The organism is Pseudomonas sp. TH49, assembly GCF_016650625.1.
Taxonomy (GTDB): Bacteria; Pseudomonadota; Gammaproteobacteria; order Pseudomonadales; family Pseudomonadaceae; genus Aquipseudomonas; species Aquipseudomonas fluorescens_H.
Window position 1 is genome coordinate 445,319 of record NZ_JAEKFL010000001.1, and the last position, 24,337, is coordinate 469,655.

A 24,337-nucleotide genomic window follows, 5' to 3' on the forward strand; every position below is an offset into this window, starting at 1 on the left:
GTCGCAAAATCTGCATGGTAAAGCGTGCAGTTTTTTGGGGGCGCTTCGCGCCCCATCGGGGATAAATCCCCTCACCACAATTGCGCCCCTCCCCTCAAGCAGAGGCTACTTGCTGATCAGCGGGCTTCGATGCGGAAACCAAAGCGCGGGAAGTGCACATGCACCACGCCGCCACGCGGGTCTTCGCGGCGCAGGATCAGCTCTTCGCGGCCAGCAAACAGCAACTCGCCCACCACCGGATCAACCCCGTAATCGGTCGCGGCAATCGCCACCTGCTGCCCGGCCTTGAAGCCGTTCGGATCTTCAAACCGCTCATCCGGCAACGCCGCCGGCGTCGAACTGCGCGCCACTTCCAGCGCTTCCTCGGCCGTCATCTCACTCGCCGCACCATGACCAAAGCCCAACACGCGCCCCAGCCACGCAGCGACGGCCGGATACTCGTCCACCAACGGCGCAGTAACGTGCGTCGCCTTGAGGAACCACAGCGGATGCGCCAGGGCGAAGTCGGCAATCGACGGCTCGCCGAACAGGAAGTCGCCCTGCTCACGCTGCAATTGCTGCTCCAGCCGCGCCATGAGCGTTGGCCACTGATGCTTGGCCTGCTCGGCCGACAGCCGCGTGGCGCTGCCGCCACTGAACAGCCCGGCACGGTCAGCGATAAAGGCCTTGATCGCTTCCGGCGGCAACTTGCCGAAACGCACGGCGACCGATTCCGGCTGGAACACCAGACTGACCGCGTGCTGGAACACCACCGAATCGGCCCACGCCGCGAAGCTGGCACTGGTCATTTCCTGACCTTCAGGGAAGAACGCCGGCAGAGCTTTTTCCTGCTCCAGACGACGGGCGATCAACGACGTGTCGCAATAGATATCGGCACCGATCTGCAACACCGGGGTCTTGCGGTAGCCGCCAGTCAGCGCGGTCAGATCCGGCTTGGGCATCACCGGCGAGATGTGCACCGAGCGCCAGGACAAGCCTTTGAAGCCCAACAGCAGACGAGCCTTCTCGGCAAATGGAGAGGTCGGGTAATGATGCAGAATCAACTCGGACATGCTCGGCTCCGCCGCACAAAAAGTGAGTCAGCAGCTTAGCGTGCATTTGGATAGCAGCCTACAGATCTGGCTGATGGGAACCGATCAGTCAGATTGATAAGACGCGACCAGGCATTCCTTGGCGCTCTTGCGCAGCTTCTTGATCAAGCGTTCCTGACGCAACGCATCGCTCTTGTCGCGGCAACGTTCGGTGTAGACCAGCGCCATCGCCGGGCTGGACAGGAAGAAGCGCGCGCCCTTGCCGCTCTGATGCTTGGCGAAGCGGCGCACCGGGTCGTCGCTGATCCCGCAATACAGCGAACCGTTGGCCGCGCGCACGAGGTAGACGAACCAGGACTTGCTCACTGGCTCGACGACATCAAGTAGTTTTTCGCTGAGGCTGGTCACTTCGGGATCTGGACGTGTAGGAAACAGGCCGCGATCTTATCAGCGACCGGCCTGAAATGCCTTCAGCCCCTTCAGCGCCTGCGCACGGACGGCGTTGCGCACCAGTGGCGTCCAGCCCAGCAGCAAGCCTTTGAAACCCAGGGCCTGACGCGACCAGCGCCACAGGTCGAAGTGGTCGTGGTGCTCGCAGATCTTGCCGTCACGAAAGACGAAGCGCGCCTGTATATCGTTGATCACCACGTTGCCGGTCTGGCTGAACAGGTAAGTCGCCACCCAGTGCGCGCCGCCGCTGCGTTCGTCGGCGCGGACATTGTCGAAAGTCAGGGAGAAGTCCTTGGCCCGGGTGGTGAGCATGCGCCACATGTCGCCGGCATCGCGCCCGCGCAGTTCACCGAAGGCCGGATCGCTGAACACCACATCGTCGGTGTAGCAGGCGGCCATGGCCTCGGCGTCGAGGCGCTGGAAGGCCTGGTAGAAGCGGGTGATCAGGGCGGCGTGGGCTTCGCTCATGGGCAAACTCCAGGAAATGGACAGATTGCCAGCACGATAAGCTGCAAATCGCAGAAACACTATCGGCATTCGCGCAGCGAATATCAGCAACACACAGAACCACTGTAGGAGTGAGCCTGCTCGCGATAGCGGTGTGTCAGTCAGCGCAATGTTGACCGACACACCGCTATCGCGAGCAGGCTCACTCCTACAAGTTGAAACGTGTCAGATTTTTTCGCTTTGCACTTGCACGTACAGCGAGCGGCCGGCACCCAGCCCGGCAATGATCGCCCCGGTGCCGATGATGCCGAAAATCCAGCCCACCGCATTCCAGCCGCCGGTCCAGTCATGCACCACGCCGACCGCGAACGGTCCCATCGAAGCCAGCGTATAACCGAAGCCCTGGGACATGCTCGACAGGTTCGCCGCGACGTGCGAATCCCGTGAGCGCAGCACGATCAAGGTCAGCGCCAGGCTGAACGTACCGCCCTGCCCCAGGCCCAGCAGAATCGCCCAGCCCCACAGGCCTTCAATCGGCGCATACAGGCAACCGAACAGACCACCGAGGGTCAGCGCCATCACCACCACGATCGCCAGCCGCTGATCCTTGCCGCGGGTCGCCAGCCACGGCGCCGCCAGCGAACTGGCGAGCTGGATGATCACCGAACCGGACAGCACCAGCCCGGCCTGAGTCGGGGTCAGCCCGCGGCCGATCAGGATCGAAGGCAACCAGCCGAACACGATGTACGCCAGCGACGATTGCAGGCCCATGTACAAGGTCACTTGCCAGGCCAGCGGATCGCGCAACAGCCCACGCACCCGATAGGCGACGTGGTGCGCGCCGTGTTTCTGCCCGACCTGCGGCAGCCAGAACAGCGCCGCCACCAGCGCCGGGATCACCCAGAAACCCAGGCCCAGCGCCCAGCTGTGGTCGAAGTGCTCGCTCAACGGCACGGTCGAACCCGCCGCCATTGCCGCACCGAGGCACAGGGCCATGGTGTAGACGCCGGTCATGGTTCCGGCGTGTTTGGCGAAGTCGCGTTTGACGATGCCCGGCAGCAGCACGCCGATAATGCCGATGCTCGCGCCACCGAGAACACTGCCGGCGAACAGGCCGATCTCACCGAAGTTACTGCGCACAATGATGCCGGCGGCCAGGGTCAGCAGAATCCCCAGCACCACCCGTTCAGCGCCGAAACGCCGCGCCAGTATCGGCGCCAGCGGTGCGAACAGGCCCAGGCACAGCACCGGCAACGTGGTCAGCAAACCGGCCTGCGCAGCAGACAAGCCAAGGCTTTTCGACACTTCGCTGAGCAGCGGCGCCATGCTCGACAGTGCCGGGCGCAGGTTCAGCGCCACCAGAATCAGCCCCAGCAGCAACAGCCACGGGCGGCGTACCAGCGGATGGCTTTGCTGCACTTGTTCGTCGTCGGCCTCGGCGTCGATCAGCAGCTCTTCGAGTTCTGCCGTGCGCTTGGGGGTTGAGAGGTTGTTCTCGGTTTCAAGGTTCATTGATCAACTGCCTCGATATGGCTTTGGCCCGTTCCGGGTCGCGTTGTTCGACGGCATCGAGCAACTCGATGTGCAGGTCGAACACTTCCTGACGGCGCGGGACGATGTTCAGCGTCTGGCGCAATTGCGCGCCGACGATGCTGGAGAAATAGCGATACAACTCGCTGAGGGTGGGGTTGTGCGCGGCGTCCACCAGACGGCGGTGGAACACCAGATCGCAGGAAATGTAAGTGTCGAGATCGCCGTGGTAGTGGCTGCCGCTGGTGCCGAGCGCTTCGCGCAGCGCGAGCAGGTCTTCATCGGTGCGGCGCAACGCGGCCAGGCCAATCGCCTCGACTTCAAGGATGTGCCGGGTTTCCCGCGCCTGCTCCAGCGAGCAACGGGACAACGCCTTGAGCGTGTCCATCGGATCGACCACTGCGCGCAGATAACTGCCGTCGCCCTGACGGATTTCGATCAACCCGGAAAACGCCAGCACGCGCATGGCTTCGCGCACGGTGTTGCGGCTGATGCCCAACTCGCTGCACAGCTCCGGCTCGGTCGGCAGCCGTGCGCCGACCTGCCACACGCCATCGGTGATGCGCTGGCGCAATTGATCCAAGGCCTGATCGACCAGGGATCGCTTGATCAAAGGTGAGATGTCTGTCATGAAATTCGCCCTTTCATCCAATCATAGGATGAATTTCCTGACATGGTAGTCAGGCAACCGAATCGGCACAAGGGGCAAATCGCGGGCAAAAATAAACCCGGAACAGGTCCGGGTTTATTTCACTGGCTGGTTTCGATCAATGCAGGATCTGGCTCAGGAACAGTTTGGTGCGGTCATTCTGCGGGTTGTCGAAGAAGTCGTTAGGCGCTGCTTGCTCGACGATTTCGCCCTTGTCCATGAAGATCACGCGGTTGGCCACGGTGCGGGCGAAGCCCATTTCGTGGGTTACGCAGAGCATGGTCATGCCGTCTTCGGCGAGGCCGATCATGGTGTCCAGCACCTCTTTGACCATCTCCGGGTCGAGGGCCGAGGTCGGTTCGTCGAACAGCATGATTTTCGGTTTCATGCACAGTGCGCGAGCAATCGCCACGCGCTGTTGCTGACCGCCGGACAGTTGCCCCGGGAATTTATGCGCCTGCTCCGGAATGCGTACGCGCTCCAGATAATGCATGGCGATTTCCTCGGCCTTGCGCTTGGGCATCTTGCGCACCCACATCGGCGCCAGCGTGCAGTTCTGCAGGATGGTCAGGTGCGGAAACAGGTTGAAGTGCTGGAACACCATGCCGACTTCGCGGCGGATCGCTTCGATCTGCTTGAGGTCGTTGGTCAGTTCCACGCCGTCGACGACGATGCGCCCCTGCTGGTGCTCTTCCAGACGGTTGAGGCAGCGGATGGTGGTCGACTTGCCGGAACCCGACGGGCCGCACAGGACGATACGCTCACCCTGTTTGACGTTGAGGTTGATGTCTTTCAGCACGTGGAACTGGCCGTACCACTTGTTCACGCCCTGCATCTGAATAATGCCTTCAGGGCCCACAGGCTTTTTGATTGCTTCGCTCATTTACCGAGAACTCCTAACGCTTGTGGCCAGTGTCGAGCTTGCGTTCCAGATGCATGGAATAGCGCGACATACCAAAACAGAAAATCCAGAACACCAGGGCGGCGAACACGTAGCCTTCGGTGGCCATGCCCAGCCATTTCGGATCGGCAGCGGCTTGTTTGACGCTGTTGAGCAGGTCGAACAGGCCGATGATGATCACCAGGCTGGTGTCCTTGAACAGCGCAATAAACGTGTTGACGATGCCCGGAATCACCAGCTTCAGGGCTTGCGGCAGAATCACCAGGCCCATCGCGCGCCAGTAACCGAGGCCCATCGCCGCAGCCGCTTCGTACTGACCTTTGGGGATCGCTTGCAGACCGCCACGCACCACTTCGGCAACGTAGGCCGACTGGAACAGGATTACGCCGATCAGCGCCCGCAGCAGCTTGTCGAAGTTCATGCCTTCGGGCAGGAACAGCGGCAGCATCACCGAGGACATGAACAGCACCGTGATCAACGGCACGCCGCGCCAGAACTCGATGAAGGTCACGCAGACCACGCGAATCGCCGGCATGTTCGAACGCCGGCCCAGCGCCAGAATGATCCCCAGCGGCAAGGCGCCGGCGATACCGACCGTGGCAATGACCAGCGTCAGCATCAGGCCGCCCCACTGGCTGGTCGCCACGGTGTCGAGGCCGAACACGCCGCCATGCAGCAGGCACCACGCGACGATCGGGTAGATCACCAGGAAGCTCAGGCCGTACACGGCTTTGTGCGCCACGCGTTTGATAAACAGTGGTGCCACGCCGATCACCGCCAGCCACACGGTCAGGTCGACGCGCCAGCGCAGTTCCGCCGGGTAGTAGCCGTACATGAACTGGCCGAAACGCTGCTGAATGAACACCCAGCAGGCGCCGTCCTTCGTGCAGTCGGCGCGGGTGGTGCCGACCCAATTGGCATCGAGGATCGCCCAACTGAGGATCGGTGGGACCACCAGGTAGATCAGGTAGAACGCGAACAGGGTCAGCAGGGTGTTGAGCCAGCTGGAGAACATGTTGGCGCGTATCCATGCCATCGGGCCGAAGACCTTGGCCGGCGGTGGCATGTCGGGTTTGAAAGTATGGGTTGTCATGCGCGTTTCCTCACCGCTCGATCAGCGCAATGCGCTTGTTGTACCAGTTCATCAGCAGGGAAATGCTGATACTGATCGCCAGGTACACGCTCATGGTGATGGCAATGACTTCGATCGCCTGACCGGTCTGGTTGAGCACGGTGCCGGCGAACAGCGAAACCATTTCCGGATAACCGATACCGGCGGCCAGCGACGAGTTCTTCGCCAGGTTCAGGTATTGGCTGGTCAGCGGCGGAATGATCACTCGCAGGGCTTGCGGAATGATCACCTTGCGCAGAGTCGGGCCGTTGCGCAGGCCGAGCGAACGCGCCGCTTCGGTCTGGCCATGGCTGACCGACTTGATCCCCGAACGGACGATTTCCGCGATGAACGCGGCGGTGTACACGGTCAGCGCCAGGGTCAACGCGAGCAGTTCCGGGATCAGCACCCAGCCACCGACGAAGTTGAAGCCCTTGAGTTGCGGCATTTCCCAATGCAGCGGCGCGCCGAAGATCAGTGCGCACAGGGTCGGGAGCACCAGCAGGATCGCCACGCCGGTCCAGAACTTGTGGAACGGTACGCCGGTGTCTTCGAAACGCTTGTTGGCCCAGCGGCACATCAGCACGATGGCGACGATGGCCAGCACCACACTGATGACGAACGCCCAGAAGCCGTCAGCCATTTGCGCGGCCGGCATGTTCAGGCCCCGGCTGCTGACGAAGAAGGTATCGCCGAAGTTATGGCTGTTACGCGGTCCCGGCATGGTCAGGAACACCGCGAAGTACCAGAACAGGATCTGCAGCAGCGGCGGAATGTTGCGGAACACTTCCACATACACGGTCGCCAGTTTGCTGATGATCCAGTTCGGCGACAGCCGCGCCACACCGATGATGAAGCCCAGCAGGGTCGCCAGGATCACGCCGATGACGGTCACCAGCAGGGTGTTGAGCAAACCGATCACGAACACCCGGGCGTAGCTGTCCGCTTCGGTGTAGGAAATCAGGTGTTGAGCGATGCCGAACCCGGCACTGCGCTCCAGAAAGCCGAAACCGGAAGTGATGCCCCGGTGCTGCAGGTTGGTCTGGGTGTTGTCGAACAGATACCAGCCCATGGCGACCACCGCCACGACGGTGATGATCTGAAACAGCCACGCACGCACTCGCGGATCGCTGAGGCTGAACCTCTGCTTTGGTGCGCCGATTGAATTTTGCATGAAGTGCCCCGGAAGAAATGGAACAGAACATCACCCGGCGGTTGGCCCGCCGGGTGATAGAACCATTAGCGCACTGGTGGTGCGTACTGAATGCCGCCGTTGGTCCACAGCGCGTTCAGGCCACGGTCGATTTCCAGCGGAGTGCTCTTGCCGAGGTTTTTCTCGAAGATTTCACCGTAGTTACCGACCTGCGAAACGATTTTCACAACCCAGTCCTTCGGCAGTTTCAGGTCCTTGCCGTATTCACCGTCAGCACCCAGCAGACGAGCGACGTCCGGGTTCTTGGTGGATTTGGCTTCTTCCAATACGTTTTTCGACGTCACGCCGGCTTCTTCAGCGTTCAGCAGCGCGTAGCCAACCCAGCGAACGATCGCCAGCCACTCGTCGTCGCCGTTACGCACGACCGGGCCCAGCGGTTCTTTGGAGATGGTTTCCGGCAGTACCACGTAGTCTTTTGGCGAAGCCAGTTTGCTGCGCTGTGCGTACAGCTGCGACTTGTCGGAGGTCAGCACGTCGCAACGACCGGATTCCAGCGACTTGGCGCTTTCATCGGAGGTGTCGAATGTGATCGGGGTGTACTTCAGGCCGTTGGCACGGAAGTAGTCGGACACGTTCAGTTCGGTGGTGGTACCGGCCTGGATGCAGATGGTTGCACCGTCCAGTTCCTTGGCACTCTTCACGCCCAGCTTGTTGTTGGCCAGGAAGCCCACGCCGTCGTAGTAAGTGATGAAGCCCGGGAATTTCAGGCCCATGCCGGCGTCACGCGAGCTGGTCATGGTGGTGTTGCGCGAGAGCAGGTCGATTTCGCCCGACTGCAGCGCGGTGAAGCGCTCCTTGGCGTTCAACTGGCTGAACTTGACCTTGTTGGCGTCGCCGAATACCGCAGCGGCCACAGCGCGGCAAACGTCAGCGTCGATCCCGAGGATCTTGCCCGAAGCGTCCGGCACCGAGAAACCCGGCAGACCGTCGCTCACGCCACATTGCACGAAACCTTTCTTCTGCACGGCATCCAGGGTTGCACCCGCCTGAGCGAACCCGCTGACGCCGAGTACTGCTGCAGCAGTCACGACCGCCAGAGTGGATTTCAACATCTTCATTCAAACCTCCAGTTTTGCTCTTGTTGTGTCGGAGCTTGAGTCCAGTCGCACCCTTTTGAGGCGTTGTTGACCCGTGTTGGCTTTTTTTGGGGTCAACCGACGTAAGACCTTCGCTATGAGTCTAGTAGGAGAAAATCCACATCATGGACAACTCACTTCTCACCAGTCGGCCGAACGGGCTGTAGCCCTTTCACGTTCGCTTTGCCCGTAGCGGCCATTGGCGAACATCCATCACCGGATTCTTTGCAATCCCGTCGCAAGTCGTACACTGATAGTGTTACCGCAAGGCGTAGGACGCGTCGTACAGATTCCTCCATAGCAAAGCCCGTACCACACCGCTTGCTGAAGCGATTGCGCGACAGGTCAATAGCAAAACTTGTAGCCTTGCGACATCTTCTTAACGGATCGACCGGACGCGCACCTCAATCACGCACTTATTGAGAGCGCCCGCACATTTTTGGAGCAGCCATGACCGAGCCCCTGATTCTTGAACCCGTAAAGCCCGCAGACGCCTGCGTTATCTGGCTGCACGGCCTCGGCGCTGACCGCTATGACTTCCTGCCGGTCGCCGAAGCGCTGCAGGAAAGCCTGCTGACGACCCGCTTCGTCTTGCCGCAAGCGCCGACCCTGCCCGTCACCATCAATGGCGGTTACGCGATGCCGAGCTGGTACGACATAAAGGCCATGAGCCCGGCGCGGGCGATTGATCGTGAGCAACTGGAAGAATCGTCAGATCGCATCGTCAAATTGATCGAAGCGCAGCGCACCCTCGGAATAGACGCTTCGCGGATTTTTCTCGCCGGGTTTTCCCAGGGCGGCGCCGTCGTTCTGCACACCGCTTATATAAAGTGGCAAGGTCCTTTGGGTGGCGTACTTGCCCTCTCCACCTATGCCCCGACCTTTACCGACGAGATGGAGCTGTCAGCCAGTCAGCAGCGCATTCCCGCCCTTTGCTTGCACGGCCAACGCGATGGCGTGGTACTCAACGCCATGGGCCGCAGTGCTTACGAGCATTTAAACAAGCATGGTGTCACCGTGACATGGCAGGAATACCCAATGGAGCACGAAGTGTTACCCGAAGAAATTCGCGACATCGGCGTCTGGCTGAGTGAGCGCCTGCGCTGATTCGGCCGCTTGCCGGACCGCTTTGATCATCCCACTACGCCGCGCCCGTTTCTTGCATTACACTGGCCGGCGTACATTCCTTAACCAATTGATGAGATGACCGTGCTCGAAGCACTCAAGAAAATGTTCGGTAAAAGCGAGGCTGAGCAGCTCGCGCCAGTTCCCAGTGCGCCGTCGCACGCCCCCGGCCCTCGCAGCGATGCGCCCAAGGTTGAACGTCCGGCACCGGTAGCGACACCCGAGCCCGAGCCGCAACCCGCTATCGCCGCCGAACCTGTCCGCGCCGAAGCAGCGAAACCGGCCAGACCGCGCCGCGAACCGAAGCCCAAGGCACCGGTCATTCCCTGGAAACTCGAAGACTTCGTCGTCGAACCCCAGGAAGGCAAAACCCGCTTCCACGATTTCAAACTCGCGCCGGAACTGATGCACGCCATCCAGGATCTGGGCTTTCCATACTGCACGCCGATCCAGGCGCAGGTGCTGGGTTTCACCCTCGCCGGCAAAGACGCCATCGGCCGCGCGCAGACCGGCACCGGCAAGACCGCCGCGTTCCTGATCTCGATCATCACTCAGCTGTTGCAGACGCCACCGCCGAAAGAACGCTACATGGGCGAACCCCGTGCGCTGATCATCGCGCCGACCCGTGAGCTGGTGGTGCAGATCGCCAAGGACGCTGCCGACCTGACCAAGTACACCGGCCTCAACGTGATGACGTTCGTTGGCGGCATGGACTTCGACAAACAGCTCAAGCACCTCGAAGCGCGCCACTGCGACATTCTCGTCGCCACCCCGGGCCGACTGCTCGACTTCAACCAGCGCGGCGACGTGCACCTGGACATGGTCGAAGTGATGGTGCTGGACGAAGCCGACCGCATGCTCGACATGGGTTTCATCCCGCAAGTGCGGCAGATCATTCGCCAGACCCCGCCGAAAAGCGAACGCCAGACCCTGCTGTTCTCCGCGACCTTCACCGAAGACGTGATGAACCTGGCCAAGCAATGGACCACCGATCCGGCGATCGTCGAAATCGAAATCACCAACGTGGCCAACGAAAACGTCGAGCAGCACATCTATGCGGTGGCCGCGGCTGACAAGTACAAACTGCTCTACAACCTGGTCAACGATAACGGCTGGGAGCGCGTGATCGTCTTCGCCAACCGCAAAGATGAAGTGCGCCGCATCGAAGAGCGTCTGGTGCGCGACGGCATCAACGCCGCGCAGCTGTCCGGCGACGTGCCGCAGCACAAGCGCATCAAGACCCTGGAAGGCTTCCGCGAAGGCAAGATCCGCGTGCTGGTGGCCACCGATGTCGCCGGTCGCGGCATCCACATCGACGGCATCAGCCACGTGATCAACTTCACCCTGCCGGAAGTTCCGGACGACTACGTGCACCGCATCGGCCGCACCGGTCGCGCGGGCGCTGACGGCGTGTCGATCAGCTTCGCCGGCGAAGACGACTCCTACCAGTTGCCGTCGATCGAAGAAAAACTCGGTCGCAAGATCAGTTGCGAAACACCGCCGACGCACCTGTTGCGCGCAGTGGAACGCAAGCGTCCGCAGCCGCAGTAAGCGACCTGTAACGCCAAAAGCGCAGCCGGCAACGGACTGCGCTTTTTTTTGTTCGGGGTTTTCAACAGGCGCTTGCGATAGACAACTAAAAGTCCATAATGGACAAATTAGTTTATATCCAGACCGCGGAGCCTGACATGTCCAGTACACCCTACGTGATCGACCACACCCAGGCCCGCGAGCTGCTGGCGCGCATCGACGTGCCGCAGATCCTGTGCAAGCTGTTCCGCGACCTCGCCGCCGGCCACGCCGTGCAACCGGCGCAGCAACTGGTGGAGTTTCCACAGGGCGCCGGCGACTTCATCAATTATCTGGGGGTGCTGGCCGAGGACGGCGTGTACGGGGTCAAGACCTCGCCCTACATCGTCCGCGAGCAAGGGCCACTGGTGACGGCGTGGACGCTGCTGATGTCGATGCACACCGGCCAGCCGTTGCTGTTGTGCGATGCCGGCGAGCTGACCACCGCGCGTACCGCCGCGACCACGGCGGTGGCGGTCGATGCCCTCGCCCCGCTGAATGCCACACGACTGGCGATCATCGGCAGCGGCAAGGTTGCTCAGGCGCATCTGCATTACGTGAAAGGCCTGCGCGACTGGCAGAACATCAGCGTGTATTCGCCGAGCCTGTCTGAGGATGCGCACACCCAGGCACTGCTGAAAGAAATTTTCCCGGGGCTGAAGATTGCCGACAGCCGCGAAACCGCCCTCGACGATGCGGACGTGATCATGCTCTGCACCTCGTCCGCCGGCCCGGTGATCGACCCCGCAGCGTTGGCCAAACCGGCGCTGATCACCTCGATCAGCACCAACGCGCCACGCGCCCATGAGGTGCCGCCGCAGAGCCTGGGCGACATGCAGGTGTACTGCGACTATCGTCTGACCACGCCGGGGTCGGCCGGTGAAATGTTGATCGCCAGTGAACAACATGGCTGGAGCAAGGACTTGATCGTCGGCGACCTCGCCGACCTGCTCAGCGAGAAAGTGCCGCGCCCCGGTTACGACCGTCACGTATTTTTCCGTTCAATCGGCCTGGGCCTGGAAGACATTGCGTTGGCCAATGCGGTTTATCACTTGACCAACTAACACCACAAATCCCCTGTGGGAGCGGGCTTGCTCGCGAAGAGGCCGTGTCAGGCAACGTATTGGCCGAATGACACACCGCCTTCGCGAGCAAGCCCGCTCCCACAGGGAATCAGCCTATTTCCCAATATTGCGAGCCACTGGAGATTTACATGAGCCAGGCAGATTTCATCATCATCGGCGGCGGGATTGCCGGCGCTTCCACCGGGTTCTGGCTGTCGCCCCACGCCAAAGTGATCGTGCTCGAACGTGAATCGCATCCGGCCTACCACTCCACCGGGCGCTCTGCCGCGTTGTACTCCGCGGCCTACGGCACGCCGCAGGTGCGAGCATTGACGCTGGCCAGCCGTGAGTTTTTCGACCATCCGCCGAGCGGCTTCTGCGAGCATCCATTGCTCACGCCGCGCGGTGAAATGACCGTGGATTTCAGCGGTGATGCCGCCGAGCTGCACAACCAGTACCTCAGCGCCAAGGCCACGGTGCCGGAGATGCAACTGCTCAGCGCCGACGAAGCCTGCGCCCGTCTGCCGATTTTGCGTCGGGAAAAAGTCCACGGCGCGATCTACGATCCGACCGCCACCGACATCGACACCGACGCGGTACATCAGGGTTACCTGCGCGGTATCCGCCGCAACAACGGCGAAGTGCACACCGATTGCGAGGTGCTGGGCCTGACACGTGACGCCGCTGGCCTCTGGCAGGTGCAAACCAACGGCCAGACCTTCAGCGCGCCGATCATCATCAACGCCGCCGGCGCCTGGGCCGACAAGATCGGCGCACTGGCTGGCGCGCAAGCGCTGGGCCTGCAACCTAAACGCCGCGCGGCGTTCATTTTCGCCGGCCCCGAGGGCGTGGACATTCATCACTGGCCGATGCTGGTCAGCCTCGACGAATCGTTCTACATGAAGCCCGACGCCGGGATGTTCCTCGGCTCGCCGGCCAACGCCGACCCGGTCGAACCGCATGACGTGCAGCCGGAAGAACTGGACATCGCCATGGGCATCTACCAGATCGAAGAAGCCACGACCCTGACCATCCGCCGTCCGACCCGCACCTGGGCCGGACTGCGCAGCTTCGTCGCCGACGGCGATCTGCTCAGCGGTTTCGATCCACAGGTACCGGGGTTGTTCTGGGTCGCGGCTCAGGGCGGTTACGGCATCCAGACTTCACCGGCCATGGGCCAGGCCAGTGCGGCATTGGTGCGTGGGCAGGCGTTGCCGGAGCATCTGCGTCAGTTCGGCCTGAGCAGCGCCATGCTCTCCCCCTCACGGCTGCGCTGAAGGCCCCTGCGGATGACGCGCCCAACGGATTGCGGCACACTCGCAGCGCCCCCGTACACGGGGGCGCTGACGCCGCCTGGAGCTCCACAATCATGACCGCCCCCGAATTCGATCCGGCCCTGGATAACTTCCGTGCCATCGCCGACGCCATCGCCACGCTGTTCTTTCCCCACGCCGAAGTGGTGCTGCACGACCTGCGCACGCAGAAGGTCGATTACATCGCCAACAACCTGTCCAAGCGCGAGATCGGTGACGATTCGTCGCTTGAAGACATGCTCAGCGAGGAGGTCAGTGAGCGCAACATCGGCCCGTACGAAAAGCTCAATTGGGACGGCCAGAAGATTCGCAGCCTGAGCACCGTGCTGCGCGACCGCGACGAGCGGCCGCTGGCGGTGCTGTGCATCAACCTGAATATTTCGCTGTTCGAGAATGCCAAGGCTGCGCTGGACCTGTTCCTGTCGCCAAGCAAACTGATCCCGCAGCCGGATTCACTGTTCCGCGATGACTGGCAGGAACGCATCAACACCTTCCTCCACGCCTGGCTGCGCGAGCGGCAGCTGAGCCTGAATCTGCTGACCCGCGATCACAAGCGCGAACTGGTACTGGCCCTGCACGCCGAGGGCGCGTTCAAGGGCAAGAGTGCCTCGAATTATGTGGCCAATGTGCTGAACATGGGGCGGGCGACGGTGTACAAGCATTTGAAGGAATTGAAGGGCTGAAGATCTGCATGGCAGTTCCGGCCCCATCGCGAGCAGGCTCACTCCTACAGTTGGAATGCGTTCCCCTGTAGGAGTGAGCCTGCTCGCGATAGCGGACTATCAGTCGCCGTAGATGTCGGACTTGAAGTACTTCTGGGAAATCTTCTGATACTCACCACTCGCACGAATCCCGTCGATGGCCGTGTTCAACTCGCTGACCAACTCGGTATTGCCCTTGCGCACCGCGATCCCCGCGCCCTCGCCCACGTACTTCGGATCCTTCAGCTCCGGTCCGACAAACGCATAACCCTTGCCGCGCGGCATCGACAGGAAATCATTCAACGGAATGGTGTCGGCGAAAATCGCATCGAGCCGCCCGGCCGCCAGGTCCATGTAGATTTCTTCGTTATTGCCGTAGCGTTTGACGTTGATGCCCTTGGGTTCGAACACCTCGGTGGCATAACGGTCGGTGGTGGTGGCGCGCTGCACACCGACGGTCTTGCCCTTGAGGCTGGCGTACTGATCATCGACCGTGGCGCCGTCCTTCATCACCAGTCGCGAGGAAGTGAAGTAGTACTTGTGGGTGAAATCCACCGACTTCTTGCGGTCTTCGTTGATGGTCATCGACGACAAGGCCATGTCGATTTTCTTCACTTTCAGCGAAGGAATCAGACCATCGAACTCACCCTCGACCCACACACACTTGACCTTCATCTGCGCGCACAGGGCGTTGCCGATGTCGTAGTCGAAACCGACGATCTCGCCTTTGTCGGTCTTCGAGGCGAACGGTGGATAAGCGGCTTCGATGCCGATGCGCAGGGTTTTCTCGGCAGCGAATGAGCTGGTGCACGCCAACAGGCTCAGGGCCAGACCGGTGATCAGGGGGAGTTTCTTCATGTTCGTTTTCTCGCGGGTTGTTGTTGGTTTGGCAAGACAGAAGAAAAGAGCTGGAACGGTTTTTTTGTACTTGTAAATCCATACTGGACTTTAACGTACACATCGTCAATCAGGCAGCAGAGATTGATCCGCCTCGCTATCCGATGCGGTGTCATTCAGTCTGGGGCGATGCTGATGGCCTCTTCGCGAGCAAGCCCGCTCCCACATTGGAAATGCGTTCTCCTGTGGGAGCGGGCTTGCTCGCGAAGACGGACTTGAAGGCGCTATAAAAACTACTTCTTCCAGCGATCTGCTGCGGCATGATCACTGTCACGCCCTTCCACCCAGCGCGGGCCATCGCTGGTGGTTTCTTTCTTCCAGAACGGCGCGCGGGTTTTCAGGTAGTCCATGACAAAGGCACAGGCGTCGAACGCCGCCTGGCGATGGGCGCTGGCGGCGCCGACAAACACGATCGGCTCGCCCGGTTCCAGCGCGCCGATGCGGTGCAGCACTTCGAGCTTCAGCAGCGGCCAGCGCTGTTCGGCCTCGACGGCGATTTTGCCAAGGGCTTTTTCGGTCATGCCCGGATAATGTTCAAGGAACATCCCGGCCACATCCAGCCCGTCATTGAAGTCGCGCACGTAGCCGACAAAACTCACCACCGCGCCGACACCGACATTCGCCGCGTGCATCGCGTTGACTTCAGCGCCGGGATCGAACGCCGTGGACTGCACCCGAATCGCCATGCCTCAGCCTCCGGTCACAGTGGGGAAAAACGCCACTTCGTCGCCGTCGCTCACCGGCTCGTCGAGCTGACACAGATCTTCGTTGCGTGCGCACATCAGGTTCTGTTCGCTCAACACCTCGGCGCCCTCGCGTTGCGCGAGCAGCGCACGCACATCGTCGACAGTGGCGAAATCGCCTTCGACCGCGACCGAGTCCACACCCAGCGCTTCACGGTAACGGGCGAAAAATTTCACGGTCAGGTTCATGGCTGCTCCGCCTGGAAATGCCCGCTCTTGCCGCCGACCTTCTCCAGCAGACGCACGCTTTCGATGACCATGCCGCGGTCCACCGCTTTGCACATGTCGTAAATGGTCAGCGCGGCGACGCTGGCAGCGGTCAGCGCTTCCATCTCGACGCCGGTCTGCCCGGACAGTTTGCAGCGGGCGACGATGCGCACGCTGTCGTCACCTTCAGCGCTGAGTTCGACCTTGACCCCGGTCAGCATCAGCGGATGGCACAACGGGATCAGATCGCTGGTTTTCTTCGCTGCCTGAATGCCGGCAATGCGCGCCACGGCAAACACGTCGCCCTTGGGATGGCCGCCGCTGACGATCATCTGCAGGGTTTCAGGGAGCATGCGCACCAGCGCCTGGGCGGTCGCCTCACGGAACGTCACGGCTTTTTCGGTGACGTCGACCATGTTGGCGCGACCTTGGGAATCGAGATGAGTCAGCACGGGATTACTCCTGATCAGGAGCGTGGATTGTAAACCTGCGGGTCAAATTTCCGCATCACTGATTATGAATCCACCACTGTCCCCTGTGGGAGCGGGCTTGCTCGCGAAAGCGGTGTATCAGGCACACATTTGGTGGCTGACACACCGCTTTCGCGAGCAAGCCCGCTCCCACATTGGGTGATGTGTTCATCCATAAAAAACGGGCGGCTTTTAGGCCGCCCGGTTTTGTGTGGAGGGTTACAAATGCGATTCGGCGTATTCGGCCAGAATCGAGCGTGGCACCCCTTGCAGGGTGATGTGCACACCGTTGGGGAAATCCTTGAAGCGTTCGGTCAAGTACGTCAGCCCGGAGCTGGTCGCGGACAGGTAAGGGGTGTCGATCTGTGCCAGGTTGCCCAGGCACACCACTTTGGAACCGGCGCCGGCCCGGGTGATGATGGTTTTCATCTGGTGCGGCGTGAGGTTCTGGCATTCGTCGATCAGGATCAGGCTCTGCTGGAAGCTGCGACCGCGAATGTAGTTGAGCGATTTGAACTGCAACGGCACTTTGCTGAGGATGTAGTCGACGCTGCCATGGGTGTTTTCGTCATCCATGTGCAAGGCTTCGAGGTTGTCGGTGATGGCGCCCAGCCAAGGCTCCATTTTTTCCGCTTCGGTGCCCGGCAGGAAGCCGATTTCCTGGTCCAGGCCCTGCACGCTGCGGGTTGCGATGATCCGGCGATAGCGCTTGCTGACCATGGTCTGCTCGATGGCCGCGGCCAGCGCCAGGATGGTTTTACCGGAACCGGCGGCGCCCGACAGGTTGACCAGGTGAATGTCCGGATCCAGCAACGCATACAGCGCCAGGCTCTGGTAGATGTCACGTGGCTTGAGGCCCCAGGCTTCCTGATGCAGCAGCGGTTCCTGGTGCAGGTCAAGGATCAGCAGTCTGTCTTGCTGGATTTCCTTGATCCAGCCGACAAAGCCTTGTTCGTCAATGATGAACTCGTTGATGTGCACCGCCGGCAGGTTGTCGATCAGTTGTACCTGATGCCAGGTGCGGCCATGATCCTGACGGGTTTCGACCTTGCTCACGCGGTCCCAGAAGGAGCCGGTCATGTTGTGGTAGCCGTTGGGCAGCAGGGACACGTCATCGACCAGTTGGTCGGTGCTGTAGTCCTCGGCCGCGATCCCGCAGGCGCGCGCCTTGAGGCGCATGTTGATATCTTTGGTGACCAGCACCACGGCCTTCTTCGGATCACGGGTGTGCAGGTCGATCAGTTGGTTGATGATTTTGTTGTCGTTCAGATGCTCGGGCAGAATCAGGTTCGACTCGGCCTGTTTGCTCATCAGAATTGACAGCAAGCCCTTCGGCCCGCCCTTGCCGCGCTGAATCGGCACACCCAGCTCAACGTCCTCGGGGGAGGCATCGCCCAGGGTCTTGTCGATCAGCCGGATCGCCTGGCGGCATTCGGCAGCAACGCTGTGATGGCCGCTCTTGAGCTTGTCCAGCTCTTCGAGCACGGTCATCGGGATCGCGACGTGGTGTTCTTCGAAATTCAGCAGGGCATTTGGATCGTGAATCAATACGTTGGTATCGAGTACATAAAGGATTGGCTGGTTGGAAGAAGGGCTACGTCCGTGATCATCCATACTCGGTCACCTTTGTGGGAGCCATTCGACGCAATACCTGGGCGGTGCTGCGCCTCGAAGTGACTGCCGAACTCATCCACGAGGGCCTGGATGAACTGCACACAAAAGGAGTCTTGGAAGACGCCACCTGTGTTGCAGGTTTCGGCGGTCTGTCTTCGTAATACTCCAAAACCCATGACATAAAAAAGCACTTTGACGGTTTTTTTAAGTTTATTTTGCAGAGTGACGAAAAGCCCTTGGCGGACTGTCCAGACCCCGCTAAAGTCGGAAGTCCGCCTGCATCGAATTCTCTAGAAAAATCGCCCCAAGCCCAATGTTTCCGGGCTTTTTCCGTTTGTCAGCGAAACCCGTCCTGACAGTCCTCAAAGCCGATGCCGCTTTGCGCAGTTTGCGTGATCAGCCACGGCAACGCGGTCTTCACCGCATCCTGTTTCATGTTGAAATTGATCACCCCGTGGCGCCACAACAGCATCAGGGTCAGCACCCGCTGCGCGCTCGGCGCGCCCTTGAGCTTGCCTGCACCGTCCTGGGCATCGATATCCCACAGCGCCACTTGCAGGCCCTGATTGCGGAAGAAGCTGCCGGCATCACTGCGGCGCTGACCTTCCGGTGGACGGAACAGCGGTACGTAATTCTCCGGCAACTTGTTCTTTACCAGATCGGCGCTGCGGCGCACCGAGTCCTGCCAGTCCTGCCAGTGGCTGTGGGAGCGGAACTCCCAGCCCTGAACACCGACGCATTGCTTCGAGAACTCCGATTGCAGGTTGCTCACCGAGCGATCGGCCAGCCGCGCCTGCACATCCTTGCCCAACAGAAAGAATGTGCCGCTGAGGTTGGATTTGCGCAGGTAGTCGGCGATCCAGTCGGTGTTATCCGGCTGCAGATTGGCGGCGCTGTCGAAACTCAGCAGAAACAGCCGATCGTGCATCTCGTCGCCGTTGCGCTCGTAGTCGCCGAAGTGATCAACTTCGCTGCTGGTCTGCGGCGACAGCGCAGCCTTGCGCATCAGCTCGTCCAGGTACTGCAGATGGAACAAGCGGCTCGGCTCGGCCCACTTGGTGTAATAGCTGTCATCGCTGACCACAAACTTGGCGGCCTGCTCGCGCAGGGTCGGCAGGTCTTCGACGAGGAAGCAGAACGAGGCGTCCTGATCGCAGCTCTGCTGGGCGAAGTTGTAGTTGGCCAACAGTCGTTCCCAGAGCCGCTGACGCAGGCGGCTGATCGCGTCGACGTTGACCGTACGCAATCCCAGACGCTGGGCCAGCGCGGCCTCGTCCAGCGCTTCGGTGCCGAGCAGGCCACGGGCGAACATGAGGATTTCCGCGCGCGAAGCAACGTCGAACAGCGTCGGGCTGCTCAGTTGTTCGGGCCAGGTGCTGCGATCCAGCGTCGCCACATCACCCGGTGCCGCCATGGCCCCGAAGCTCAACAGCCACGCGGTGAATAAAAGAACAATGCGCAAAGGGGTGTCTCCATAACCAAACCCGCGCGGCACTATAGCTGATCCCGCGCGATTCCCCTCAGCCACTCCGATTCCCTGTGGGAGGGGGCTTGCTCCCGAATGCGGTGTGTCATTCAGCAAATATGGCGACTGACACGGCCTCTTCGGGAGCAAGCCCCCTCCCACAGGGAAATGTGGCGAGCCGTCGATCACCTATGGGCTTGATAGCTGGAGTCAACTCGGCCAACCCCCTAGAATCGCCCCCACGATTAAAGGAGACGACTTCATGCTGATGGTGATTTCCCCCGCCAAGACCCTCGATTACGAAACACCGCCGGCGACCCAGCGCTTCACCCAGCCGCAATACCTCGACCACTCCCAGGAGCTGATCCAGCAACTGCGCGAACTGAGTCCGGCACAGATCAGCGAGCTGATGCACGTGTCCGACAAGATCGGCGGCCTGAATGCCGCGCGTTTCGGCAGCTGGACGCCCGCCTTCACCGCGGAAAACGCCAAGCAGGCCCTGCTCGCGTTCAAGGGTGACGTGTACACCGGCCTCGATGCGCAATCGTTCAGCGAAGCCCAGTTCGACTATGCGCAGAAGCATCTGCGCATGCTCTCCGGCCTCTATGGCCTGTTGCGTCCGCTGGATTTGATGCAACCGTATCGTCTGGAAATGGGCACCAAACTGGCCAATGCCCGTGGCAAGGATCTGTACGCGTTCTGGGGCACGCGCATCAGCGAATGGCTCAACGAAGCGCTGGCCGAACAAGGCGACGACGTGCTGCTGAACCTGGCGTCCAACGAGTACTTCTCGGCAGTCAAGCGCAGCGCCCTGAACGCGCGGATCATCAATACCGAGTTCAAGGATCTGAAGAACGGCCAGTACAAGATCATCAGCTTCTACGCGAAAAAGGCCCGTGGCCTGATGAGCCGTTTCGTGATTCAGGAGCAGATCAACGATCCGGCCGCCCTGAAACAGTTCGATGTGCAGGGTTATCGCTACAGCGCCGAGCAGTCGAAACCGGACAATCTGGTGTTTCTGCGCGACCACGCTCCGGAATAAAGCATGCCCATTGCACGACTCTTTCTATAAAGAGTCGTGCAGCTCGCACGACGTCAAAAATCCCTCGCCACATTTCGCCGTTTTATTGGCGCCATAAAATCGTTTTCCCCAATTCTAATTTTAGTTTCACTCGACAGCCGCACTTTTTTTCAGTAGTGGCACGTAAATTTTTTACGGTAGTGGCACAAAACTATCTAGCTCGATTACGCACCGATTAATAAAGGCCCAAATCGAAAGTGCTATCAAATTGAGACCAGTGCCATCTTTGGCAATATTTCAAAAAATTTCAGATTTCGCGATGAGTGGGTAGGAACTATGTCCAAATGCATAGCTCATACCACCGGTAACGATTCTCACCGAGTTTGTACGAGATAACTTACGCAGAGCGGAGAACCATGTAACCAAGTTGTCACAGCAACTTGCCTAGATGGTTCACTCATCTGATCAACTAACGATGGATAGGTGAAACGCACCATAAACATCCTCTACACGGCCAAGGCTGCGCCCCTGTAAACGTGCTCGCCTGAGCACCCAACCGCTTGATCTACGGGCCTTACGCCCGACATCAGGTGGACTAGACACATGCACAAGCATCTTCCGAAAAGAAGATCAGCTGCATAACAGGGCAAGTCATAACAACTAAGGCCTAGTTGCGCACATCTTGAGTGCACTTATTTAGACACTCGGAACTTAGTATGCCTGCACACGGCATTGTGGCGCCTGTATGCCGCACTTTCGAGTGCACTATGACCGCTGAACACCATTAACTCCGGCCATCTAATGGCTTGATAAAACACAGAGGTAATTGCGATGCGCATCAGCATATTTGGTTTGGGTTACGTTGGCGCAGTGTGTGCCGGTTGCCTGTCTGCACGGGGCCACGACGTGGTTGGCGTCGATGTTGCCAAAGACAAGATCGACATGATCAACGCCGGCAAATCGCCGATTGTTGAACCGGGTCTGGGCGAACTGCTGGCGCAAGGTATCGAGACCGGTCGTCTGCGCGGTACGACCAACTTCGCCGAGGCGATTCGTGACACCGACCTGTCGATGATCTGCGTCGGTACGCCGAGCAAGAAGAACGGCGACCTGGAACTGAACTACATCGAAGCGGTATGCCGCGAGATCGGTTTCGTGCTGCGGGAAAAAACCACCCGCCACACCATCGTGGTGCGCAGCACCGTGCTGCCGGGCACCGTCGCCAACGTGGTGATCCCGATCCTCGAAGACTGCTCGGGCAAAAAGGCCGGCGTCGACTTCGGTGTGGCGGTCAACCCGGAGTTCCTGCGTGAATCCACCGCGATCAAGGACTACGACCTGCCACCGATGACCGTCATCGGCGAGTTCGACAAAGCCTCGGGCGACGTTCTGCAATCGCTGTACGAAGAACTCGACGCGCCGATCATCCGCAAGGACATCGCTGTCGCCGAAATGATCAAGTACACCTGCAACGTCTGGCACGCGACCAAAGTGACCTTCGCCAACGAGATCGGCAACATCGCCAAAGCGGTTGGCGTCGATGGTCGTGAAGTGATGGACGTGGTCTGCCAGGACAAGACCCTCAACCTGTCCCAGTACTACATGCGCCCGGGCTTCGCCTTCGGCGGTTCGTGCCTGCCGAAAGACGTGCGCGCCTTGACCTACCGTGCCGGTTCGCTGGACGTCGAAGCACCGCTGCTCAACTCGCTGATGCGCAGCAACGAATCGCAAGTGCAGAACGCCTTCGACATCGTTGAAAGCCACGACAAACGCAAAGTCGCCCTGCTCGGCCTGAGTTTCAAGGCCGGTACCGATGACCTGCGCGAAAGTCCGCTGGTGGAACTGGCCGAGATGCTGATCGGCAAGGGCTACGACCTGAGCATCTACGACAGCAACGTCGAGTACGCCCGTGTTCACGGCGCGAACAAGGACTACATCGAGTCGAAGATCCCGCACGTGTCCTCCCTGCTCAATTCGGACTTCGATTCGGTGATCGACAACTCCGACGTGATCATCCTCGGCAACCGCGACGAGAAATTCCGCGCGCTGGCTCAGGAAGCACCGCAAGGCAAACAGGTCATCGACCTGGTCGGCTTCATGGCCAAAGCCACCAACGCCGGTACGCGCACCGAAGGTATCTGCTGGTAAGTCAGCCTTCCGGCCGGGGGATTTGACCCCCGGCCGGTTCTTCGCCTGCCTTAACCCCATCGGGCCACCCGACAGGCTCGCCCGAGATAGAGACGGATGCAGATTATGCACAGGCTAAAGCACGGCCTACTTCAGGCCGCCGGTTGGCTGTTTTACCTCAGTTTGTTGTTGGGCCTGGCCTTGATGCTGCCCACGTCCACATTCGACTCCGAGTCGAAGGACTTCATTTTCCTGATTGGCGCCGTGGGTATCTGGCGCTACTCGATGGGTGCAACGCACTTTGTGCGCGGCATGATTTTTCTCTACATCGTCTACCCGCATCTGCGCCGCAAAGTGCGCAAGCTGGGTAAAGCGGCGGACCCGTCGCATGTGTTTCTGATGGTCACCAGCTTCCGTATCGACGCGCTGACCACCGCGCAGGTCTACAGCTCGGTGATCCGCGAAGCGATCGACTGCGAACTGCCGACCACCGTGGTCTGCTCGATCGTCGAAATGTCCGATGAGCTGCTGGTGAAAGCGCTGTGGGCGCGGATGAATCCGCCAGAGCGCGTGAAGCTCGACTTCGTGCGCATTCCCGGCACCGGCAAACGTGATGGCCTGGCCTACGGTTTCCGCGCGATCTCCCGTCACCTGCCAGACGACCGCGCCGTCGTGGCGGTGATCGACGGCGACACCGTGCTCGGCGAAGGCACCGTGCGCAAGACCGTGCCGTGGTTCCAGCTGTTCGGCAACGTCGGCGGCCTGACCACCAACGAGTTCTGCGAAGTGCGCGGCGGCTACATCATGAGCGAATGGCACAAGCTGCGTTTCGCCCAGCGCCACATCAACATGTGCTCGATGGCCCTGTCCAAGCGCGTGCTGACCATGACCGGGCGCATGTCGGTATTCCGCGCCACCGTGGTCACCGATCCGGAGTTCATCGCCGACGTCGAAAGCGACTCGCTGCAACACTGGCGTCTGGGCCGTTTCAAGTTTCTCACCGGCGACGACAAGTCGAGCTGGTTCAGCCTGATGCGCCTGGGTTACGACACCTTTTACGTGCCGGACGCCGCGATCAACACCGTTGAGCACCCGCCGGAAAAGAGCTTCATCAAGGCCAGCCGCAAACTGATGTTCCGATGGTACGGCAACAACCTGCGCCAGAACTCGCGAGCACTGGGCCTGGGTGTGAAACGCCTCGGCGCCTTCACCTCGGTGGTCCTGTTCGACCAGCGCGTATCGATGTGGACGTCCTTGCTCGGCCTGACCGTGGCGATCATTGCCAGCTTCAAGTACGGCGGCGCATTCATCCTCGCCTACCTGCTGTGGATCGGCATCACCCGCCTGATTCTGACCCTGTTGCTGTCGTGCTCCGGTCACCGGATCGGCCCGGCTTACCCGGCGATTCTCTATTACAACCAGATCGTCGGTGCGCTGGTGAAGATCTACGTGTTCTTCCGCCTCGACCAGCAATCCTGGACGCGCCAACCCACTTCCCTGACCCGTGATCTCGCCAGCTTTCAACGTTGGTTCAACACCTGGTCGTCTCGGACCATGACCTTCTCCGCCGGCAGCATTTTCGTCGCCGTGCTGCTGATGATGGTCTGACCGCC

Annotated in this window: 23 protein-coding genes; 8 read left to right on the forward strand and 15 right to left on the reverse strand. The window is 60.4% G+C overall.

The window, feature by feature from the left end:
- Window positions 1-116: 116 nt before the first annotated feature.
- The 9 genes from JFU48_RS02195 to JFU48_RS02235 form a co-directional block, all read right to left on the reverse strand.
- Complete coding sequence (locus JFU48_RS02195) at window positions 117-1,052, reverse strand: glutathione S-transferase family protein (protein WP_201135737.1); 936 nt, start codon at window positions 1,050-1,052, stop codon at window positions 117-119.
- An 84-nt stretch (window positions 1,053-1,136) separates the two neighbouring features.
- Window positions 1,137-1,439: a GIY-YIG nuclease family protein gene (locus tag JFU48_RS02200; RefSeq protein ID WP_201135738.1), complete on the reverse strand. Its 303-nt coding sequence runs from the start codon at window positions 1,437-1,439 to the stop codon at window positions 1,137-1,139.
- A gap of 39 nt (window positions 1,440-1,478) precedes the next feature.
- Window positions 1,479-1,949: a nuclear transport factor 2 family protein gene (locus tag JFU48_RS02205; RefSeq protein ID WP_003221901.1), complete on the reverse strand. Its 471-nt coding sequence runs from the start codon at window positions 1,947-1,949 to the stop codon at window positions 1,479-1,481.
- Between the two features lie 204 nt (window positions 1,950-2,153).
- Complete coding sequence (locus JFU48_RS02210) at window positions 2,154-3,440, reverse strand: CynX/NimT family MFS transporter (protein ID WP_003221898.1); 1,287 nt, start codon at window positions 3,438-3,440, stop codon at window positions 2,154-2,156.
- Complete coding sequence (locus JFU48_RS02215; protein ID WP_201135739.1) at window positions 3,430-4,089, reverse strand: FadR/GntR family transcriptional regulator; 660 nt, start codon at window positions 4,087-4,089, stop codon at window positions 3,430-3,432. Before JFU48_RS02215 ends, JFU48_RS02210 begins: the two co-directional genes overlap by 11 nt.
- A 136-nt stretch (window positions 4,090-4,225) precedes the next feature.
- Window positions 4,226-4,990: an amino acid ABC transporter ATP-binding protein gene (locus JFU48_RS02220; protein ID WP_003221897.1), complete on the reverse strand. Its 765-nt coding sequence runs from the start codon at window positions 4,988-4,990 to the stop codon at window positions 4,226-4,228.
- Between the two features lie 13 nt (window positions 4,991-5,003).
- Entirely contained in the window at window positions 5,004-6,101 is a 1,098-nt protein-coding gene (locus tag JFU48_RS02225; protein ID WP_003221895.1) for an amino acid ABC transporter permease, read from the reverse strand.
- Window positions 6,102-6,111: 10 nt separating this feature from the next.
- Complete coding sequence (locus JFU48_RS02230; protein ID WP_103484922.1) at window positions 6,112-7,293, reverse strand: amino acid ABC transporter permease; 1,182 nt, start codon at window positions 7,291-7,293, stop codon at window positions 6,112-6,114.
- A gap of 65 nt (window positions 7,294-7,358) precedes the next feature.
- A complete protein-coding gene (locus JFU48_RS02235) occupies window positions 7,359-8,390 on the reverse strand; it encodes an amino acid ABC transporter substrate-binding protein (protein WP_047292688.1) in 1,032 nt (343 codons plus the stop codon).
- A gap of 468 nt (window positions 8,391-8,858) precedes the next feature.
- Between JFU48_RS02235 and JFU48_RS02240 the strand changes: the two genes are divergently transcribed.
- The 5 genes from JFU48_RS02240 (at window position 8,859) to JFU48_RS02260 (ending at window position 14,162) form a co-directional block, all read left to right on the forward strand.
- Entirely contained in the window at window positions 8,859-9,515 is a 657-nt protein-coding gene (locus JFU48_RS02240) for an alpha/beta hydrolase (RefSeq protein ID WP_003221890.1), read from the forward strand.
- Between the two features lie 96 nt (window positions 9,516-9,611).
- Window positions 9,612-11,084 (forward strand): ATP-dependent RNA helicase RhlB, encoded by a 1,473-nt coding sequence (gene rhlB / locus JFU48_RS02245; RefSeq protein ID WP_003221889.1) that lies wholly within the window; start codon window positions 9,612-9,614, stop codon window positions 11,082-11,084.
- Window positions 11,085-11,221: 137 nt separating this feature from the next.
- Entirely contained in the window at window positions 11,222-12,166 is a 945-nt protein-coding gene (locus JFU48_RS02250) for an ornithine cyclodeaminase family protein (protein WP_201135740.1), read from the forward strand.
- Window positions 12,167-12,315: 149 nt separating this feature from the next.
- A complete protein-coding gene (locus JFU48_RS02255; RefSeq protein ID WP_201135741.1) occupies window positions 12,316-13,443 on the forward strand; it encodes an NAD(P)/FAD-dependent oxidoreductase in 1,128 nt (375 codons plus the stop codon).
- 92 nt (window positions 13,444-13,535) lie between these two features.
- Window positions 13,536-14,162: a helix-turn-helix transcriptional regulator gene (locus tag JFU48_RS02260; protein ID WP_003221883.1), complete on the forward strand. Its 627-nt coding sequence runs from the start codon at window positions 13,536-13,538 to the stop codon at window positions 14,160-14,162.
- Between the two features lie 99 nt (window positions 14,163-14,261).
- Here JFU48_RS02260 and JFU48_RS02265 read toward each other — a convergent pair whose 3' ends face one another.
- The 6 genes from JFU48_RS02265 to JFU48_RS02290 all read right to left on the reverse strand — a co-directional run bounded on the left by JFU48_RS02265 (window position 14,262) and on the right by JFU48_RS02290 (window position 19,525).
- Window positions 14,262-15,038, reverse strand: a complete 777-nt coding sequence (locus JFU48_RS02265) for an ABC transporter substrate-binding protein (protein WP_201135742.1) — start codon at window positions 15,036-15,038, stop codon at window positions 14,262-14,264.
- Between the two features lie 272 nt (window positions 15,039-15,310).
- Window positions 15,311-15,763, reverse strand: a complete 453-nt coding sequence (gene moaE, locus JFU48_RS02270) for a molybdopterin synthase catalytic subunit MoaE (RefSeq protein WP_103484926.1) — start codon at window positions 15,761-15,763, stop codon at window positions 15,311-15,313.
- A gap of 3 nt (window positions 15,764-15,766) precedes the next feature.
- Window positions 15,767-16,009, reverse strand: coding sequence for a molybdopterin converting factor subunit 1 (gene moaD / locus JFU48_RS02275; protein WP_003221876.1), 243 nt, complete (start codon window positions 16,007-16,009; stop codon window positions 15,767-15,769).
- A complete protein-coding gene (moaC, locus tag JFU48_RS02280) occupies window positions 16,006-16,479 on the reverse strand; it encodes a cyclic pyranopterin monophosphate synthase MoaC (protein WP_095138249.1) in 474 nt (157 codons plus the stop codon). Before moaC ends, moaD begins: the two co-directional genes overlap by 4 nt.
- A 237-nt stretch (window positions 16,480-16,716) precedes the next feature.
- Entirely contained in the window at window positions 16,717-18,111 is a 1,395-nt protein-coding gene (locus JFU48_RS02285; protein WP_201135743.1) for a PhoH family protein, read from the reverse strand.
- Between the two features lie 337 nt (window positions 18,112-18,448).
- Window positions 18,449-19,525, reverse strand: a complete 1,077-nt coding sequence (locus tag JFU48_RS02290) for a polysaccharide deacetylase family protein (RefSeq protein ID WP_446739770.1) — start codon at window positions 19,523-19,525, stop codon at window positions 18,449-18,451.
- Window positions 19,526-19,838: 313 nt separating this feature from the next.
- Here JFU48_RS02290 and yaaA point away from each other — a divergent pair, with 313 nt between their 5' ends.
- The 3 genes from yaaA (at window position 19,839) to alg8 (ending at window position 24,332) form a co-directional block, all read left to right on the forward strand.
- Window positions 19,839-20,618, forward strand: coding sequence for a peroxide stress protein YaaA (yaaA, locus tag JFU48_RS02295; RefSeq protein ID WP_201135745.1), 780 nt, complete (start codon window positions 19,839-19,841; stop codon window positions 20,616-20,618).
- Between the two features lie 810 nt (window positions 20,619-21,428).
- On the forward strand, window positions 21,429-22,745 hold the full coding sequence (locus JFU48_RS02300; protein WP_003221866.1) for a nucleotide sugar dehydrogenase: 1,317 nt from the start codon (window positions 21,429-21,431) through the stop codon (window positions 22,743-22,745).
- Window positions 22,746-22,850: 105 nt separating this feature from the next.
- Window positions 22,851-24,332 carry a mannuronan synthase gene (alg8, locus tag JFU48_RS02305; protein WP_207198942.1) on the forward strand — a complete coding sequence of 494 codons (1,482 nt, stop codon included), beginning with the start codon at window positions 22,851-22,853 and terminating at the stop codon, window positions 24,330-24,332.
- Window positions 24,333-24,337: the final 5 nt, after the last annotated feature.